Origin of the sequence: Streptomyces xanthophaeus, from assembly GCF_000725805.1 — a bacterium.
GTDB lineage: Bacteria > Actinomycetota > Actinomycetes > Streptomycetales > Streptomycetaceae > Streptomyces > Streptomyces xanthophaeus.
The window spans coordinates 22387-38299 of the sequence record NZ_JOFT01000039.1 but is presented as its reverse complement, the minus strand read 5'-3'; the positions used below and the strand labels follow the sequence as shown (position 1 = coordinate 38299).

Annotated in this window: 17 protein-coding genes; 9 read left to right on the top strand and 8 right to left on the bottom strand. The window is 71.4% G+C overall.

The features are described from left to right. The first annotated feature begins 154 nt into the window (after positions 1 to 154). Positions 155 to 1471 carry a M28 family metallopeptidase gene (locus IO30_RS0123855; protein ID WP_031145975.1) on the top strand — a complete coding sequence of 439 codons (1317 nt, stop codon included), beginning with the start codon at positions 155 to 157 and terminating at the stop codon, positions 1469 to 1471. Here the strand turns inward: IO30_RS0123855 and IO30_RS0123850 are convergent. The 4 genes from IO30_RS0123850 to IO30_RS0123835 all read right to left on the bottom strand — a co-directional run bounded on the left by IO30_RS0123850 (position 1461) and on the right by IO30_RS0123835 (position 4612). Next, the gene (locus IO30_RS0123850; protein WP_031145973.1) at positions 1461 to 1862 is read right to left on the bottom strand and encodes a hypothetical protein; all 402 of its coding nucleotides are present in this window, start codon (positions 1860 to 1862) and stop codon (positions 1461 to 1463) included. The two genes, IO30_RS0123855 and IO30_RS0123850, sit on opposite strands and share 11 nt — an antisense overlap. Next, the gene (locus tag IO30_RS0123845; protein WP_229337077.1) at positions 1859 to 2062 is read right to left on the bottom strand and encodes a ribbon-helix-helix domain-containing protein; all 204 of its coding nucleotides are present in this window, start codon (positions 2060 to 2062) and stop codon (positions 1859 to 1861) included. The genes IO30_RS0123850 and IO30_RS0123845 overlap by 4 nt, the downstream gene beginning before the upstream one ends. A gap of 105 nt (positions 2063 to 2167) precedes the next feature. Beyond that, a complete protein-coding gene (locus IO30_RS0123840) occupies positions 2168 to 3376 on the bottom strand; it encodes a LolA family protein (RefSeq protein ID WP_031145970.1) in 1209 nt (402 codons plus the stop codon). 225 nt (positions 3377 to 3601) lie between these two features. Next, positions 3602 to 4612, bottom strand: a complete 1011-nt coding sequence (locus IO30_RS0123835; protein WP_031145968.1) for a polyprenyl synthetase family protein — start codon at positions 4610 to 4612, stop codon at positions 3602 to 3604. A 190-nt stretch (positions 4613 to 4802) separates the two neighbouring features. Between IO30_RS0123835 and IO30_RS0123830 the strand changes: the two genes are divergently transcribed. Then, the gene (locus IO30_RS0123830; protein WP_031145966.1) at positions 4803 to 6320 is read left to right on the top strand and encodes a peptide MFS transporter; all 1518 of its coding nucleotides are present in this window, start codon (positions 4803 to 4805) and stop codon (positions 6318 to 6320) included. Positions 6321 to 6363: 43 nt separating this feature from the next. Next, on the top strand, positions 6364 to 8379 hold the full coding sequence (locus tag IO30_RS0123825) for a CocE/NonD family hydrolase (RefSeq protein ID WP_031145964.1): 2016 nt from the start codon (positions 6364 to 6366) through the stop codon (positions 8377 to 8379). Between the two features lie 45 nt (positions 8380 to 8424). Here IO30_RS0123825 and IO30_RS0123820 read toward each other — a convergent pair whose 3' ends face one another. Then, entirely contained in the window at positions 8425 to 8619 is a 195-nt protein-coding gene (locus tag IO30_RS0123820; protein ID WP_031145962.1) for a DUF397 domain-containing protein, read from the bottom strand. Continuing rightward, positions 8616 to 9452 (bottom strand): helix-turn-helix domain-containing protein, encoded by an 837-nt coding sequence (locus tag IO30_RS0123815; protein ID WP_031145960.1) that lies wholly within the window; start codon positions 9450 to 9452, stop codon positions 8616 to 8618. The genes IO30_RS0123820 and IO30_RS0123815 overlap by 4 nt, the downstream gene beginning before the upstream one ends. A gap of 106 nt (positions 9453 to 9558) precedes the next feature. Here IO30_RS0123815 and IO30_RS0123810 point away from each other — a divergent pair, with 106 nt between their 5' ends. From IO30_RS0123810 to IO30_RS42130, 3 genes are read left to right on the top strand one after another with little or no spacing between them, the layout of a single operon-like run. Then, positions 9559 to 9798, top strand: coding sequence for a hypothetical protein (locus IO30_RS0123810; protein WP_031145958.1), 240 nt, complete (start codon positions 9559 to 9561; stop codon positions 9796 to 9798). Further along, a complete protein-coding gene (locus IO30_RS46445) occupies positions 9795 to 10103 on the top strand; it encodes a hypothetical protein (protein ID WP_063768225.1) in 309 nt (102 codons plus the stop codon). The genes IO30_RS0123810 and IO30_RS46445 overlap by 4 nt, the downstream gene beginning before the upstream one ends. Then, complete coding sequence (locus IO30_RS42130; RefSeq protein WP_051902538.1) at positions 10100 to 10462, top strand: hypothetical protein; 363 nt, start codon at positions 10100 to 10102, stop codon at positions 10460 to 10462. The genes IO30_RS46445 and IO30_RS42130 overlap by 4 nt, the downstream gene beginning before the upstream one ends. Before the next feature lie 29 nt (positions 10463 to 10491). Here IO30_RS42130 and IO30_RS0123795 read toward each other — a convergent pair whose 3' ends face one another. Then, positions 10492 to 11298 (bottom strand): HAD family hydrolase, encoded by an 807-nt coding sequence (locus IO30_RS0123795; RefSeq protein WP_031145952.1) that lies wholly within the window; start codon positions 11296 to 11298, stop codon positions 10492 to 10494. A 141-nt stretch (positions 11299 to 11439) separates the two neighbouring features. On the opposite strand from IO30_RS0123795, the gene fahA reads away from it, so the two are divergent. From fahA to IO30_RS0123780, 3 genes are all read left to right on the top strand, one after another. Continuing rightward, on the top strand, positions 11440 to 12666 hold the full coding sequence (fahA, locus tag IO30_RS0123790; protein ID WP_031145950.1) for a fumarylacetoacetase: 1227 nt from the start codon (positions 11440 to 11442) through the stop codon (positions 12664 to 12666). A 231-nt stretch (positions 12667 to 12897) separates the two neighbouring features. Further along, positions 12898 to 13488 (top strand): hypothetical protein, encoded by a 591-nt coding sequence (locus IO30_RS0123785; protein WP_031145949.1) that lies wholly within the window; start codon positions 12898 to 12900, stop codon positions 13486 to 13488. A 109-nt stretch (positions 13489 to 13597) separates the two neighbouring features. Continuing rightward, positions 13598 to 14197, top strand: a complete 600-nt coding sequence (locus IO30_RS0123780) for a Uma2 family endonuclease (protein ID WP_031145947.1) — start codon at positions 13598 to 13600, stop codon at positions 14195 to 14197. Positions 14198 to 14263: 66 nt separating this feature from the next. On the opposite strand, the gene nuoN is transcribed toward IO30_RS0123780, so the two are convergent. Further along, positions 14264 to 15910, bottom strand: coding sequence for an NADH-quinone oxidoreductase subunit NuoN (nuoN, locus tag IO30_RS0123775; protein ID WP_373316542.1), 1647 nt, complete (start codon positions 15908 to 15910; stop codon positions 14264 to 14266). Positions 15911 to 15913: the final 3 nt, after the last annotated feature.

Here is a 15913-nt window from a genome sequence, read left to right as displayed (position 1 = left end):
GGGATCGTCCGTTTTCCGAACCACCCTGACCGGATTCTGGTCTTGACGAATTGTCATGCCCTCGCCGACCATCAGGCTCGCACTGACGCACTAACGCTCACCCGCGCCACCACCGCACGTTCCGTCATATCCCCGCGGAATCCCGGAGCCCCCCATGAGCCTGTCCGTCTCCCGGCGTCTTGCCGCCGTGACCGCGTTCGCGGTCGCCGGCCTGTTCGCCGCCACCTCTCCCGCCGCACTGGCCGCCCCCACGGCGGTCGCCGCGGCGCCGACGCCGCCCGACATTCCGCTGGCCAACGTCAAGGCCCACCTGTCCCAGCTCTCCACCATCGCCGCCAACAACGGCGGCAACCGCGCCCACGGCCGGGCCGGTTACAAGGCCTCGATCGACTACGTGAAGGCCAAGCTGGACGCGGCGGGCTTCACCACCACGCTGCAGACCTTCACCTCCAGCGGCGCCACCGGCTACAACCTGATAGCCGACTGGCCGGGCGGTGACCCCAACTCGGTCCTGATGGCGGGCGCGCACCTCGACTCGGTGACCTCGGGCGCGGGCATCAACGACAACGGCTCGGGCAGCGCGGCCGTACTGGAGACGGCCCTCGCGGTCTCCAGGGCCGGACTCCAGCCCACCAAGCACCTGCGGTTCGGCTGGTGGGGCGCGGAGGAGCTGGGCCTGGTCGGCTCGAAGTACTACGTCAACAACCTGCCGGCCGCCGAGCGCTCGAAGTTCTCCGGCTACCTGAACTTCGACATGATCGGCTCGCCGAACCCGGGCTACTTCGTCTACGACGACGACCCGACCATCGAGCAGACCTTCAAGAACTACTACGCGGGCCTCGGCGTGCCCACGGAGATCGAGACCGAGGGCGACGGCCGCTCCGACCACGCCTCGTTCAAGAACGTGGGCATCCCGGTCGGCGGCCTGTTCACCGGCGCCAGCAACAGCAAGTCCTCGGCGCAGGCGCAGAAGTGGGGCGGCACCGCCGGCCAGGCCTTCGACCGCTGCTACCACTCCTCGTGCGACTCGCTGACGAACATCAACGACACCGCGCTGGACCGCAACTCGGACGCCGTCGCCTACGCGATCTGGACCCTCGGTGCGGCCACGCCGGTCCCGCCGGGCCCGTCCTTCGAGAACACCGCGGACGTGAACATCCCCGACTCCCCCGCCGCCGCGGTGAACTCCCCGATCACCGTCTCCGGTGTCGCGGGCAACGCCCCGGCGACCACCAAGGTCGACGTGAACATCGTCCACACCTACCGCGGTGACCTGGTGGTCGACCTGGTGGCCCCGGACGGCACGGTCTACAACCTGCACAACCGCAGCGGCGGCAGCGCCGACAACCTCGTGCAGTCGTACACCGTCAACGCCTCCAGCGAGGTCGCGAACGGGGTCTGGCAGCTGCGGGCCAAGGACGGAGCCGCGCAGGACGTCGGCTACATCAACAGCTGGAAGATCACCTTCTAGGCGAGGCGGTCTGCGGGTCCTGTATCCGGGCCCGCAGTTCCTCGGCCACCGCCGCGACGTCGGCGCGGCCCAGCTTCGCCGCCTCGACCAGGTCGCCGAGCACCTCCGGCGAAGGCAGTTGTCTGGCCCCGGCCACCCGCAGGTACGAGCGGGTGGCCGCGGCCGCGTAGAACTCGTTCATCGGGGATTCCAGCGCCGGGCACACCGCGAGGGTGTGCAGGAACGCAGCGGCCCGCCACGCGGTGTCCGGGGCGGGCTGTTCGGGTACCAGGACGAGGTCGTTCTGGTGGCGGGCGACGGCGGCGGCCACCCCCGAGGGGTCCCACACGGCGGGATCGGACGGGAGATGGTGGGCCAGAGCGGTCCAGGCCCACTCCATGGTGATCTTCAATTGCCGAACCGCTCCTGGAAGTAGCTCCAGTGGTCGGCGAACTCCTCTATGCCGGAGAGGAAGTTCTTCCGGTCCTCGTCGAGTTCGCGCTCCGTGACCTCGGTGATCAGCGCGGTGACCGTCGTCCCCAGTGCCGCCGCGCGCGCCTTGAGGCGCTCGTGGAACTCTTCGTCCAGGCGGATGGTGACGTGTCTCGACATGCCTTCCACCGTACAGCGGTCGCGCTGTACGCAGGAGGGGAACGACGCAAGGGTGGGCCGGGACACAGTCCCGGCCCACCCTTCGCACAGTCTTCCCAGGGGTGACTACTTGTTGGCGTCGGCCGCCTTCACCAGCGCGTCCTTGGTGACGGCGCCGACGTAGACCTTGCCGTCGTCGGTGATCAGGGCGTTGACGACGCGGGTGGACAGGACGCGGCCCTCGCCGAACTTCCCGGAGACCTTGTCCCCGAGGGAGTCGAGGAACTGCTTGGCCTGCTTGGGGGCGTCCTTGTCGTTCTCCAGGTCCTTCAGCCCCTTGCCGGTGCCCGAGTCGATCCGGGCGATGGCGGCCCAGCCCTCACCGAGGACCTTCACCTCACCCTTGCCGTTCGCCCCGCCGACCAGGCCGTCCAGGCCCGGGAAGGACTCAAGGGCCTTGAAGTCCTTGTCGCCGTGGCCGGACTCGGCCCCGCCCTCGGTCACCTTGGCGCCCTTGGGGACGGTGAAGGCGAAGGTGTCGGCGGCCGGCTTGGCGAACTCCACCTTGGTGAAGCCCGCGTCCACGATGGGCTTGCCGCCCTGGGTGGACAGCACCTGCACGCGCAGCGGCACGCCGTTCTTGGCGTCCACGGCGATCTTCACGGAGGCGATGGTGGAGCCGCTCTGCTTGGGCTTGAGCACCAGCTGGTAGGCGTCGCGGCCGGCCACCTGGGCCGTGTCGCCGACGCTCACGTCGGTGGTCGGGCCGGCCGCCTTCAGGAGCTCCTCGGCGAGCTGCTGGGGCGAGGCGCCCAGCCGGTCGGCCGTCTTGTGCTCCTTGCCCTTGTCCTTGCCGCCGTCCTGGCCCGGCTGGGGGGCCTTCTCGTGGAAGACCTCGTTCGACTTGGAGTCGTATCCCCACACGTCGTCGCCGTTGTGGATGAGGCTGTACTCGTCCTTGCCGTCCAGGAAGGTGAGCTTCTGGCGGTCCGGGCCGTCGGCGGCGACGCGGAAGGTGTGCGTACCGCTCGCCAGCTGGGCGACCTTGTCCTCGGGATTGGCCGAGCCGCCCGCGACGCCGCCGCCCCCGAGCAGTCCGGTCGCGAGGGTCGGCAGGCCCAGGTCGGTGCTGAGCTTGGCCGTGCCGGACAGCTCCTGCACGTCCGAGGCCGCCACCTTCTCGATGAGCTGCTGCGCCGTCACCTTCGGCAGGTCGGGTCCGCCGGCATTGGCGAAGGCCGGGACCATCGCGACGGTCGCCGCGGCCACACCTGCCACCGCGACCGGTACGGCGTACCGGGCGACCTTGCGAGAAGTCTTCGTGTTCGCTGCCATGTCAGTGCCCTGCCCTCTGTGTCGTCGGCGGCGACCCCCGTGTCGCCGCGCTCACCCGATCTGGTGGGGTTTGATGACTCCATCTGACCAAATCGGGGCGCCGGGGGCGTCAGTCCCCGGAAGCAACTGTGCGTACGACCGTGGGATGACACAAGAGGGGCCCCTCTCCCCCGACCCGTAGGGGTCGACGGGGCGGAGGGGCCCGTTCCACTGCTGGGGGCGGTGTCAGCCCGCGCGGTGCACCACGGCGTCGCAGAGCTCGACCAGCGCCGACTTCGCGAAGCACTCCGGCAGCGGGGCGAGCGTGGCCCGCGCGTCCTCGGCGTAGCGGACGGTGTCGCGGCGGGCCTGCTCCAGGGCGGGGTGCACCCGGAGCCGGGTCAGCACCTCGGCGTGCCGGGCGTCGTCCGTCAGGTCGCCGTCCAGGAGCCGTACGAGCTCCAGGTCCTCGGCGCGCCCGTCGCGGGCGGCGCTCTCGCGCAGCCGCAGCACGGGCAGGGTCGGGATGCCCTCGCGCAGGTCGGTGCCCGGGGTCTTGCCGGACTCGTGCGTGTCGGAGGCGATGTCGAGGACGTCGTCGGCGAGCTGGAAGGCGGTGCCGAGGCGCTCGCCGTACTGGGTGAGGATGTCGACGACCGACTCGTCGGCGCCGGACATCAGGGCGCCGAAGCGGCCGGACACGGCGATCAGCGAACCGGTCTTGCCCGCGATGACGTCGAGGTAGTGGGCGACGGGGTCGCGGCCGTCGCGCGGGCCGGCGGTCTCCAGGATCTGGCCCGTCACCAGCCGCTCGAAGGCCTCGGCCTGGATGCGTACGGCCTCGGGGCCGAGGTCGGCCAGGATGTGCGAGGCGCGGGCGAACAGGAAGTCACCCGTCAGGACGGCCACCGAGTTGCCCCAGCGGGTGTTGGCGCTGGCCACCCCGCGGCGCACGTCCGCCTCGTCCATGACGTCGTCGTGGTAGAGCGTCGCCAGGTGGGTGAGCTCCACGACCACGGCGGAGGGCACGACGCCGGGGGCGTACGGATCGCCGAACCGGGAAGCGAGCATCACCAGCAGCGGACGGAAGCGCTTGCCTCCGGCCCGCACGAGGTGCTGTGCGGCCTCGGTGATGAAGGGGACTTCGCTCTTGGTGGCCTCCAGCAGACCCGCCTCGACGGCGGCCAGTCCGGCCTGGACATCGGTCTCAAGAGCCTGGTCCCGCACGCTCAGTCCGAACGGCCCGACGACGGTCACGAGGGGTACTCCTGTCTGCTGACGATCACGCTGACGATCACATGGATTGTCGATGTGTCGCTGCCATCACTCAAGCCAGCGTATCGGGTCTGTTTTCGATCACGGAGAGCGCCTGTCCGGCGGTCACCCGAGCATCGCCCGAAGCGCACCGGTATGTTCTGGAGGAGCCGAAACAACCGGAGAATGCGTTTTGTCCAGAACTGATACCGATCAAGACGAACCCTCGGACCCGGAAGCGGACCAGCCGCCTCCGGGTGACGACCACGCCTTCCTCGGTCATCCCCGGGGTCTCGCCACCCTCTCCGGACTAGAGGTCTGGGAACGCTTCTCGTTCCTGGGCATGCAGGCCATCCTCGTCCTCTACTTCGCGGATTCGGTGGCCGACGGCGGCCTGGGCATGGACCCCGGCACCGCGGCCTCCGTCTCGGCGGCCTACGGGACCATGGTCTACCTCGTCTCCGTCGCCGGTGGATGGCTCGCCGACCGGATCCTCGGTTCCTATCGAGCGGTTCTGTGGGGCGGCATCCTGATCGCCTGCGGCCACTACGCCATGGCGGTGCCGACCGCCGCCATGACCTGGGTGGGCCTCGGCCTGATCAGCGCGGGCACCGGCCTGCTCAAGCCGAACGTGGCCACCATGGTCGGCAAGCTGTACCGGACCGCCGACGACCGGCGCGACGCGGGCTTCGCCCTCTACTACATGGCCATCAACATCGGCGCCTTCGCCGGACCCCTGATCACCAGCTGGCTCGGCGAGCACCAGGGCTGGCACTGGGGCTTCTCCGCCGCCGCGATCGGCATGACCGCCGGCCTGGTGCAGTACGTGATGGGCCGCCGCCATCTGGCCGGACGCAAGCATTCCGCCGAGTACGCCCTCGCACCCGACGCCATGCGCGCCACCGTGACGAAGATCATCACGGGCTGTGTCCTGTTCGCCGCCCTCGCCACCCTCCTGGCGCTCCTGGGCTGGCTGACGATGGACCGCTTCGTCGACCTGCTCACCCTCGTCTCGGTGATCGCCCCCGTCGTCTACTTCACCGTCATGTTCCGCAGCTCCCGGGTGACCCCCGCCGAGCGCACGCGGCTGCGTCCGTACGTGGTGCTCTTCCTTGCCTCGGTCGCCTTCAACTTCATCCTCTTCCAGGCCTACTCCACGATGATGCTGCTGGCCTCCACCAACGCCCGGACCGAGATCCTCGGCTTCCACTTCCCGGCCGGCTGGTACGCCTCCGCACTCGGCGCCTTCGAGGTGGCACTGGCCCCGGTCGTCGCCGCGCTGTGGGTCCGGATGGGCCACCGCCAGCCGCACGCCTCCAACAAGATCGCCATCGGGGTGATCCTCGGCGGCCTGTCCTTCCTGCTGATGGTCATCCCCACCTCGGGGCACAGCGGGGACACCTACCAGATGGCCGCCTGGTGGATCGTCGGCTCCTACCTGCTGCTCGGCCTCGGCGACGTCCTGCTGGAGACCTCCGGCATGTCGGCCACCACCAAGCTCGCCCCGAAGGCCTTCAGCAGCCAGACCATGGCCCTGTGGTTCCTCTCCCTCGCCCTGGCCAACGGCATCCAGGCGCAGGTGGTCAAGCTCTACGGCACGGTCTCCCACCCCGTGTACTTCGGCGTCAACGGCGCCGTCGCGGTGGCGGTGGGCCTGGCCGTCATCGCGATGGCGCCCTGGCTGCGGCGCACCATGCACCCCGTCCACTGAGGCTCCACCGGGCCGAGACCGAGGCGATTGGCGGCTGAACCGGATGATCATCCGTACCGATTTCCCGTACGCGACCACACGCGAGGACGTCCGGATCCCCCTGTCCGACGGCGTGGAGCTCTACGCCCGGATCTGGCGGCCGGTCACGGACGAGCCGGTCCCGGCCCTGCTGGAGTACCTGCCGTACCGCCTCACCGACTGGACCGCGCCGCGCGACTGGCAGCGCCACCCCTGGTACGCGGGACACGGCTACGCCTCGGTACGGGTGGACGTGCGCGGCCACGGGTGCAGCGGCGGCCTGCCCGGGGACGAGTACGACGCCCAGGAGCTGGCCGACGGGGTCGCGGTCGTCGAATGGCTGGCGGCCCGGCCCTGGTGCACGGGCGCGGTGGGCATGTTCGGGATCTCCTGGGGCGGCTTCAACTCCCTCCAGATCGCCGCCCTCGCCCCCGCACCGCTGAAGGCGGTCGTCACCGTCTGCTCCACGGACGACCGGTACGACAACGACGTCCACTACATGGGCGGCTCCGTGCTGGCCGTGGACATGCACGCCTGGGCGGCGACCATGCTGGCCTTCGCCTCCCGCCCGCCGGACCCGCTGTACGCCGGGGACGGCTGGCGCGAGCAGTGGCTGACGCGGCTGGAGGCCGTGGAGCCGCTGATCCACACCTGGCTCTCCCACCAGACGCGCGACGCCTACTGGCGCCACGGCAGCGTCTGCGAGGGCTACCCGGAGATCGGCGCGGCGGTGCTGGCCGTGGGCGGCTGGCACGACCCGTACCGGGACACCGTGCTGCGGCTGGTCGAGCACCTGCCGTCCGGCCGCGTCCGCGGCCTGATCGGCCCCTGGTCGCACCAGTACCCGGACCGCGGGCTGCCGCCGGGCCCGGCCATCGGCTTCCTCCAGGAAACCCTGCGCTGGTGGGACCACTGGCTCAAGGGCGAGGACAACGGCGTGATGGACGAACCGCTGCTCCGCGCCTGGATCAGCGACTCCCATCCGCCCGCCACCGTGTACGAGGAGCTCCCGGGCCGCTGGACCGAGGAGCGGACCTGGCCGTCCGCCTCCGTCGTCCCCGTCCCGTACGGGCTCCAGGGCGCCCCGGTGCGCGTCGCCTCCCCGCAGCACACCGGGCTCGACGCGGGCCGCTTCTTCCCCTTCGGCAACGAGGCCGACCTGCCGCCGGACCAGCGCGAGGAGGACGCGAAGTCGGCCTGCTTCGAGTTCCCGGTGGGCGGGGGCGAGCCGGTGGAGATCCTCGGCCGCCCGTCGGTCACCCTGCGGCTGCGCATGGACGTGCCGTACGGCCAGGCCGTGGCCCGGCTGTGCGACGTGGCCCCGGACGGCTCCTCGACGCTCGTCACGCGGGGCGTGCTGAACCTGTCCGCGCGCCGGGGCCGGGAGCAGGCGGTGCCGTGGCCCGTGGGCGCCTACGAGGAGGTCACCTTCGAGCTGAACGGCATCGGCCACGCCTTCCCGCCCGGGCACCGCATCCGGCTGGCGGTGTCCTCGGCGTACTGGCCCTGGATCTGGCCCCGGGCCGGCTCCGAGGCCGGCTGGACCCTGGACCCGGCGGGCAGCACCCTGACCCTCCCGGTCCGGGCCGGGTCCCCCGCCGCCACGGCCCGGGACGAGTCGGTCCGCTTCGAGCCGCCGGAGCAGTCGGAGCCGCTGGGGGTGGTCTTCCCGGCCACCCTCGACGAGCCGCGCCCGGAACGGCTCGTCGTACGGGACGTGGCGCGCGGGACCTGGCGGCTGGAGGTCGACCCCCGCTACGGGGGCACCCGGGTGTACCCGGACGGCCTGGAGTTCAGCGAGGACGCGCGGGAGGTGTACGAGATCCAGGAGTCCGACCCCCTGTCGGCCCGGACCCTCTCGGAGTGGCAGATCCGGCTCCACCGGCCCGAACTGGGCTGGGACGCGCGGGTGGAGACCCGGTCGGAGATCACCTGCGACGAGGGCGGCTTCCTGACGTCGAACGAGGTCCTGTGCCGGGAGGGCGAGGAGGTCGTCTTCCACCGCACGTGGGAACGCCGGCTGCCGCGCGCGGCGGGCTGACCGACCGGGCCCCGGGCATCCTGCCGGGGCCCGGCGGGCCGCGCCTCAGACGGCCTTGACGCCGTCCACGAAGGCGGCGAACGCGGCAGCGGTGAAGCCGAGCACCGGGCTGTCGTCACGCTTGGAGTCCCGGACGGGGACGACACCGGGCGAGGCGACGAGGTTGGTGGCGACCTCGACGCACTGGCCGCCGTTCTCGCTGTAGGAGGACTTGAACCAGCGGGGGGATTCAGTCGTCACGACGTGCCCTTTCGTAGTTGATTGATCATGGCCACGGATGCCGCCTGTGTGTGCGCTTCGGCCTGGAGCTGATGGTAGGCCGTCAGCATGGGCACCACGGAGTTGTTGTCCCGTTCCAGATGGCCCCGTTGGGCGGATTCGGCGTAGGACATGATCGAGCGGTCGGGCAGTGTCAGTACGGTGACCGGCAGGCTGAGCGGACGACGCTCTCCCATGTCGAACGGGGCGATCTGAAGCACGGTGTTCGGCAGTTCGGCGAATTCGAGTAGCCGCTCGAATTGGCCCGCCATGAGGGCGGGTCCGCCGATCGGTCGGCGGAGGCAGCTCTCGTCAAGCACCGCGAAGACGATGGGCGGCGGCGTACGGAGCAGAGCGGCCTGTCGCGCCGCAATGACAGCGATGCGCTCGCTCGCCTGATCCGCAGTGATGGCCCCCCTCTTGACGGTGCTCTCGGTGACCGTCGTCGCGTACTCAGGCGTCTGGAGCAGCCACGGTATGACGCCCACCTCGTACAGGCGGATCTCCACCGCACGGCTCTCGTAGGCGAGGAACTCCGGGAAGCCCTCCAGCAGTACGCCGTGCCGGATCTCGCGCCACTCGCGCTCGAACGAACGCTCGCCCTGGCCGGTGCCGAAGACCTCGTCGGCACTGCGCGAAAAACGCAGAGTCGGCACTTTCCGTCCGGTTTCGACCGCCGAGACGTGCGTACTGGAGTACCCGAGCCGCCCGCCCAGGGTTTCCTGCGTCCAGCTCTGCTCCTCCCTCAAGCTGCGCAGACGCGCACCGAAGGCCGCCTGGGGACCGCGCTCCGGGTTCAACTCCTTGCGGTTCAAGGGCTGTCGACCAATCTTCCGTTCCGATCCGACAGGTTGAAGCCTCCCCCGCCCAGGGCCACTCTGAACCCGATCGGTAGCGACTCGGCTACGGAGAGGAACGGTCGTGTCTGCAACGAACCACCCCCAACCCCCGCCCCCCGGCACCGTCGTGGTGGACACGGGACGGGACGACCTGGTCGGGGAGTTCCGGGGAACCGCCGGCCCCTACTGGGCCCTGCGGCCCCTGCATGGCGGGCCGGAGTGGGAGGCGGAGCCTCGGGACGTGCGTCCCGCCGAGCCCATGGAGCGGCTGCGGGCCGAGATCGCCCGGTGCAACGCCCGCAGCGCGGAGGGGCTGCTGTGACGGCGGACGGGCACCCGGAGCCGTCCGAGGAGGACCGGCCGCTCGCCGAGCTGCGCCGCATCGAGTCGGACCCCGCCTACCGGGCCCTGTTCCTGGCCCGGCTGGACACGGCGATCGCCGGGCGGGCGGCGGAGCGGGACGCGTTCGCGGTGGCCGTGGCGGCGGCGGCCGACCGGCTCCGGGCGCTGCTCGGCTCCCGCCCGGCGAGCGACGACGCGCGGCGGGGGGCCGTGACCGTGACCCTCGGGGCGGCCGCCTGGACCTGCTGCGTGGCAGCCGTCGCCGCCCGGGAGTGGATCGCGTGAGCGGCACCGGCAGTCCCGTACGCCTCGCCTGCGGCGCACACGGCGCCCTGTCCGCGACGCACCTGACCGCACTGACACAGCTCCTGTCCGCGGACGGGCGCGCCCTCATGGAGGTGCTCCGGGGCGGTCCGGTCCTGCGGTGCTCGCTGGAACGGCACGCCGGGGACCACATGGACCTCGTCCACGACGGCGGGGCCAGGGCCGCCCTGTGGGCCCGGTGGTCCGAGTCGGGCGGGCCCGACGCGCTCCTGGTGCTCCCGGACTGCCCGGCCACCGACGGCTGCGGCGCGGGGTGCGGCCAGTACCTGTCCCATTCCGGCGGGCACACGTGGGAGGTCACCGACCCCGAGCTGCCCTGACGGGCCCGGGCCCGTCCCGGCCCGGGACGCTACGCGTACAGCCGCTCCAGGACCACCGCGACGCCGTCCGCCTCGTTCGAGAGCGTGACCTCGTCGGCGACGTCGAACAGTTCGCGGTGGGCGTTGGCCATGGCCACCCCGTGCGCCGACCAGGCGAACATCGGGACGTCGTTCGGCATGTCCCCGAAGGCGATCGTCGACGAGGCGGGCAGGCCGAGGACCTCCGCCGCCCGCGCGAGTCCGCCGGCCTTGTCGATGCCCGGGGGCTGGAGCTCCACGGTGTGCTCGCCCGCCATGGTGACGTTCACCAGGTCGCCGACCACCGAGCGGGCCACGCGCGTCAGTTCGTCGTCGTCGAGCTCCGGGTGCTGGAGCAGCACCTTGTTGATGGGGGCCGACCACAGGTCTGCGCGCCGGGGCACGCGCACCGTCGGCAGGTGCGGATGCCACATCCGGTAGCCGGGCCCTATCAGCATCTCCGCGTCCAGCCCCTCCTGGTTGACGGCCGCGTACACCTCGCCGATCTCGGCCTCGATCTTGCCGAGGGCCACCTCGGCCAGCCCGCGGTCCATGGAGACGGAGTGCAGCAGCACGCCGCGCGCCGCGTCGTACACCTGCGCGCCCTGCCCGCACACCGCGAGCCCTGCGTAACCGAGGCCGTCCAGGACGTGTCGGACCTGGGGCACCGGGCGTCCGGTGACGACGATGTGCTGGGCGCCGGCGGTGCGGGCCGTCGCGAGCGCCTGGTAGGAGCGGGCGGAAACGGTGTCTCCGGCGCGCAGCAGAGTCCCGTCCAGGTCAGTGGCGATCAAGGCATAGGGAAGGGCGGAAGTCACGGCGCCAAGGATACGGACCCCCTTGGACAAGTCCTACAAATACTGCTCGAATCCCGCCTCCCGCGGGCCCCACCGGGCACGTAACGTGTCAGCCAGCCCCCGGGACACCCCCGGACCGCGTCGAAAGCGAGGCAGCACCCCATGCCCCAGCAGAGCCCCCTCGATGTCCCCGAGGGCGACCCGTTCGGGCCGCACAACCTCCCGTACGGGGTGTTCTCCACCCCCGAGGACCCGGCGCGGCGCCGGATCGGCGTGCGGATCGGCGGCCACGTGCTCGACGCGGGAGCGGCCGCGGCCGCGCTCGGCTCCCCGTACGCCGGACTGCTCGGGCAGCCCTCCCTGAACCCGCTGCTGGCCGCCGGGCGCACCGCCTGGCGCGACGTACGGCGCGCGCTGACCGCCTGGGTCACCGACCCCGGCCACCGCCCGACCGTGGAGCCGCACCTGCTCCCGCTGGACGCGGTCGTGCTGCACCTGCCGTACGAGGTCGCCGACTACGTCGACTTCTACGCGAGCGAGCACCACGCCACCAACGTGGGCCAGATGTTCCGGCCCGACGGGGACGCCCTGACGCCCAACTGGAAGCACCTGCCGATCGGTTACCACGGCCGCTCCGGGACCATCGTGGTGTCCGGCACGGACGTCGTGCGGCCCTCCGGGCAGCGCAAGGCCCCCACCGACCCGGCGCCCGTCTTCGGCCCCTCCGTCAAGCTCGACATCGAGGCCGAGGTCGGCTTCGTCGTCGGCACCCCGTCCGAGCTGGGCCGTCCGGTGGCGCTCGGCGAGTTCGAGGACCACGTCTTCGGCCTCTTCCTCCTCAACGACTGGTCGGCGCGCGACATCCAGGCCTGGGAGTACGTGCCGCTGGGCCCCTTCCTCGGCAAGTCCTTCGCCACCTCGGTGTCGGCGTGGGTCACCCCGCTGGAGGCCCTGGACGCGGCCCGCGTCACGCCGCCCGCCCGGGACTTCCCGCTCCTGCCCTACCTCGACGACGCGTCCGGCGACCGCCCCGGCGGCTTCGACCTGCGCATCACGGTCTCCATCAACGGCCAGGAGGTGGCGCAGCCCCCGTTCGCCTCCATGTACTGGACCGCCGCCCAGCAGCTGGCCCACATGACCGTCAACGGCGCCTCCCTGCGCACCGGCGACGTCTACGGCTCCGGCACGGTCAGCGGACCCGAGGTCGGCCAGCGCGGTTCCCTGCTGGAGCTGACCTGGAACGGCCGCGACGCCATCGAGCTCGCCGACGGCAAGCGCACCTTCCTGGAGGACGGCGACACCGTCACCCTCACCGCGTGGGCCCCCGGCGCCGACGGCACCCGCGTGGGCCTCGGTGAGGTCACCGGCCGCATCGTGGGCTCCCGCTAGCCTCTCCGCCGGGGGCCCGGGGCCGGGGGCCCGGCCCCGGCCCCCGGCAGGGCCGGTGCGGCCTCCGCGCTGCCGGCCCACCGGGACACGGCTGCGGCCCGCCGGCCGGGCCCCCGCCCCCCCCGTTCGGAGGCGCGCCGCGTGCGCGGGGCGGGGCGGGCCGCGATGGTGGACGGACGAACGGCACCGGGGAACCCCTACCCCGTACCCCCACCACGAGGAGCCGCCGCCATGCCCGTACGCAGCCTGAAGACCGTTCTCGCCTGCGCGGCCGCCGTGTCGCTCGGCCTGACCGCGGCGGCCCCGGCCCACGGGGTCGAGGGCCCGGCGCCGGACCCGCGCGACCACAGGGCCATGAGGGACATGGCGACGGCGATCCGGGCGACGGCCAAGTACGTGGACGAGCGGCAGGCCATCAAGGACGGCTACGTCCCGCACGGCCAGGAGTGCATGACGAACCCGTTCGGGGCGGGCGCGATGGGCTACCACTACGTGAAGGCCGCCAACTGGGGTTCGAAGGACCCCGCCAGGCCGACCGCGCTCCTCTACAGCACGGAGAAGGACCGCCACGGCCGCCGCACGCTCCAGACGGTGGAGTGGATGGCCACCGACCGCGACCAGGACCTGAAGACCACCGACGACCGGCCGAGCATGTTCGGCCTGCCCTTCGACGGCCCCATGCCCGGCCACTGGACGGGCATGCCCAAGCACTACGACCTCCACATGTGGGCGTACAAGAAGAACCCGGCGGGCCCCTTCCACAACTGGAACACCGCCCTGACCTGCCCGAAGAAGACCCCGGCGCACACGCACAGCCATTAGTTCCGCGACCGCAGGGCCGTCAAGTGCCTCGCGCATATGACTCACCCGAAAGGACGGAGCTCCCCGGATCCCCGGCGATACGCTGGTCGCACTCGCGAGACTGCGGCTCATGGGAGCACTGATGAACCCGGAACACCGCTGGCCGATCCCGCCCCCGGGCGGCTGGACTGCCGACGACCTGGACACGCTTCCGAATCTGCCTCCGCACACGGAGCTGATCGACGGGAGCCTCGTTTTCGTGAGTCCGCAGACCCGTTTCCACCTGCGCGCTGTGAGCTTCTTCGAACGGCAACTGGAGTCCGTCGTGCCGGACGGACTGGAGGTGCTGAGGGAGTTCACCATCGACATCGATCGTCACAACCGCCCGGAGCCGGATGTGATCGTCGTCCCGAAGGACACCGAGGAGGATCCGGATCAGACCCGGCTTCCCGCCGGTTCCGTCCGGCTCGCGATCGAAGTGGTGTCCCCGGAATCGGTGGCCCGCGACCGTGAGGCGAAGCCGGTCAAGTACGCCCGCGCCATGATTCCGCATTTCTGGCGGGTCGAGAACAAGGAGGGCCGGGCCGTGGTCTACGTCTACGAACTGGAACCCGCGACCAAGGTGTACGTCGCCACCGGCATCTTCCACGACAGGCTGAAGGTCTCCGTGCCCTTCCCCATCGACCTGGACCTCACCCAGATCATGCCCGCACGCCGCAGCACCGGCTAGTTTCCCGGACGCGAAAGGGCCCGGCTCCCCGAAGGGGGCCGGGCCCTGTGCCATGCGGTGGACCGGTCAGCGGACGAAGGTGCTCGCCTGTCCGGCCAGGTCCAGGAAGTACTGCGGGGCCAGGCCCAGGACCAGGGTGACGGCGACGCCGACCGCGATCGTGGTCATCGTCAGCGGCGAGGGCACGGCCACGGTCGGGCCGTCGGCCTTCGGCTCGCTGAAGAACATCAGGACGATCACCCGGATGTAGAAGAACGCGGCGATCGCGGACGAGATGACACCGACCACGACCAGCGCCCCGGCGCCGCCCTCCGCCGCCGCCTTGAACACGGCGAACTTGCCCGCGAACCCGGAGGTCAGCGGGATGCCGGCGAAGGCCAGCAGGAACACCGCGAACACCGCCGCCGTGAGCGGCGAACGGCGTCCGAGACCCGCCCACTTCGACAGGTGCGTCGCCTCACCGCCCGCGTCGCGCACCAGCGTGACCACCGCGAAGGCGCCGATCGTCACGAAGGAGTACGCGGCCAGGTAGAAGAGGACCGACTGGATGCCCTCCGCCGAGGTGGCGATCACACCGGCCAGGATGAAGCCCGCGTGCGCGATCGAGGAGTACGCCAGCAGCCGCTTCACGTCGGTCTGGGTCACGGCGATCACCGCACCCGCCAGCATGGTGACGATCGCGACGCCCCACATCACCGGCCGCCAGTCCCACCGCAGGCCCGGCAGGACCACGTACAGCAGCCGCAGCAGCGCGCCGAAGGCCGCGACCTTCGTGGCCGCCGCCATGAAACCGGTGACCGGGGTCGGGGCGCCCTGGTAGACGTCCGGGGTCCACATGTGGAAGGGGACCGCGCCGACCTTGAAGAGCAGGCCCGTCAGGATCAGCGCGCCGCCGATGAGCAGCAGTGCGTCGTTGCCCATGGTGGCGGCCAGCGCCGGGTCGGTCTGCGTGACCGTGCCGTCCACCACGTCGGCGATCACCGCGTACGAGACCGAGCCCGCGTACCCGTAGAGCAGTGCGATGCCGAAGAGGAGGAACGCGGAGGAGAACGCGCCGAGCAGGAAGTACTTGACGGCGGCCTCCTGCGACATCAGCCGCTGGCGGCGGGCGACGGCGCAGAGCAGGTACAGCGGGAGGGAGAAGACCTCCAGTGCGATGAACAGCGTCAGCAGGTCGTTGGCCGCCGGGAAGACGAGCATTCCGGCGATCGCGAACAGGGCCAGCGGGAAGACCTCGGTGGTGGTGAAACCGGCCTTGACGGCCGCCTTCTCGCTCTCGCTGCCCGGGACGGACGCCGCCTGCGCGGCGAAGGAGTCCACCCGGTTGCCGTGCACGGCCGGGTCCAGGCGCCGTTCCGCGAAGGTGAAGACCGCGACGACCGAGGACAGCAGGATGGTGCCCTGGAGGAACAGGGCCGGGCCGTCCACGGCGATGGCGCCCATCGCGGCGATGTGCGCCTTGGTGCTCCCGTACCCGCCGGCCGCGAGGCCGACGACCGCCGCGAAGGCCGAGGCCAGCGCGGCGACGGTGAGGAACAACTGCACGTAGTAACGGGACTTGCGCGGGACGAAGGCCTCGACGAGGACTCCGAGGACGGCCGCGCCCACCACGATCAGGGTCGGCGCGAGCTGTGCGTACTCGATGACGGGCGCCGGGATCCGGTCGACCGGTCCCTCGGCCGCCAGCGTCCACAGGTTCTGGGCAGCAGTCACTGT

Coding starts and splice junctions, on each gene's coding strand:
- IO30_RS0123855 (WP_031145975.1), top strand. CDS start 155: ATGAGCCTGTCCGTCTCCCGGCGTCTTGCCGCCGTGACCGCGTTCGCG.
- IO30_RS0123845 (WP_229337077.1), bottom strand. CDS start 2,062: ATGTCGAGACACGTCACCATCCGCCTGGACGAAGAGTTCCACGAGCGC.
- IO30_RS0123840 (WP_031145970.1), bottom strand. CDS start 3,376: ATGGCAGCGAACACGAAGACTTCTCGCAAGGTCGCCCGGTACGCCGTA.
- IO30_RS0123825 (WP_031145964.1), top strand. CDS start 6,364: ATGATCATCCGTACCGATTTCCCGTACGCGACCACACGCGAGGACGTC.
- fahA (WP_031145950.1), top strand. CDS start 11,440: ATGCCCCAGCAGAGCCCCCTCGATGTCCCCGAGGGCGACCCGTTCGGG.
- IO30_RS0123785 (WP_031145949.1), top strand. CDS start 12,898: ATGCCCGTACGCAGCCTGAAGACCGTTCTCGCCTGCGCGGCCGCCGTG.
- IO30_RS0123780 (WP_031145947.1), top strand. CDS start 13,598: ATGGGAGCACTGATGAACCCGGAACACCGCTGGCCGATCCCGCCCCCG.